This is a genomic window from Micromonospora sp. ATLC16 (assembly GCF_057196645.1).
The window spans coordinates 1-1492 of sequence record NZ_JBXUOW010000154.1; the positions used below are offsets into that span (position 1 = coordinate 1).

Here is a 1492-nt window from a genome sequence, read left to right on the forward strand (position 1 = left end):
GGCGGCGCGCCCGCGCGGCGGGGCCGGCCCCCGCGGCCGCGCCGCGCCCCCCCCCCCCCCCCCCCCCCCCCCCCCCCCCCCCCCCCCCCCCCCCCCCCCCCCCCCCCCCGGAGGGAGGAAGCAGGTCCCTGTTCGTTAGGACGCTTCGGCGAGCGTCACGGTTGCCGTCGCCTCGGCGCCATTTCGCTGGTACGTCACCTCGACCTGGTCACCGACCTTGCCGGCCTGGACGGCGGCCACCAGGTCGTTGGAGTCATTGATCACCTTGTCGCCGAACCGGGTGATCACGTCACCCTGTTGCAGCCCCGCCCGCTCGGCCGCGCCGCCCGGCTTCACCGCGCCGATCAGCGCCCCGCCGTCGGGCGCCGCGTTCACGCTGACCCCCAGCGACGGGTGGCTGATCTTCTCACCACGCTGGAGCTTCTCGGCGACGTCCTTGGCCTTGTTGCTCGGGATGGCGAAGCCCACGCCGATGTTTCCGGTGCTGCCCTGCCCGGCGGTGGCGATCGCGGTGTTGATGCCGATCACCTCGCCGCGGGTGTTGACCAGCGCGCCGCCCGAGTTGCCCGGGTTGATCGGGGCGTCGGTCTGCAGCAGCCCCGAGATCGAGCTGACCGCCTGACCCGGGAGTTGCTGGCCGCCACCGGCCTGGATGGTGCGGTCCCGGGCGCTGAGAATGCCCGCGGTGACCGAGCCCTGCAGGCCGAGCGGGCTGCCCAGGGCGAGCACCTGGTCGCCGACCTGCATGGCGTCGCTGTCACCGAGGGTGGCCGGTTGGAGATCGGTCAACCCGTTCGCCTTCAACACCGCGAGGTCGGTCTTCGGGTCGGTACCGACCACCTCGGCCTGGGTGCTGGCGCCGTCGGCGAAGATCACCCGGGCGGTGTCGCCGCCCCCGGCGATCACGTGGTTGTTGGTCAGCACGTAGCCGTCGGCACTGAGCACCACGCCGGAGCCCTCACCACTGCCGGTGCTGATGGACACGACGCTGTCCTGCACCGACGCGGCGATGCGCGGCAGGTCGGCACCGTCGATCACGGGCGCGGCGCTGTAGGTGCGGGTGGTCCCGCCGCCGTCACTCAGCGCCAGGGTGAGCGCCCCACCGGCGACGCCGCTGCCCAGCATCAATGCGAACACCGCCACGCCGGCTCCGGCAAGCTTGGCGATCTTGCCGAGGCGGGGCCCGCTGGACGGAGCGGGTGCCCACGGGACCGGCTGCCCCGGGTAGCCACCCGGCGTGCCGCTCTGCCCCGGGTAGCCACCGGGCGTGCCGGCAGCCTGCCCCGGATATCCGAACTGCCCGGCGCCGGGCCCGGTCGGCTGGGCGCCGCTCCAGGCGGGTTGGCCGGGATACCACGGGTTTGCGGGGTAGCGGGCACCCGGCTGCTGCGGATGGTGGTACGGGTGGCCGCCGGTCGGCGCCCAGCTGGGCTGACCGGAGACCGGCTGTGCCGCCGGGGTCGAGCCGGCGGCGGCCGGGGCCGGCTGGCTC

Annotated in this window: 1 protein-coding gene; it reads right to left on the minus strand. The window is 74.9% G+C overall.

Annotated features, from left to right (window positions below; genetic code table 11):
- Window positions 1–135 precede the first annotated feature (135 nt).
- The coding region (locus tag AC2CHE_RS26805) for a S1C family serine protease (protein ID WP_484507602.1) at window positions 136–1492 on the minus strand (1357 nt) is incomplete at its 5' end.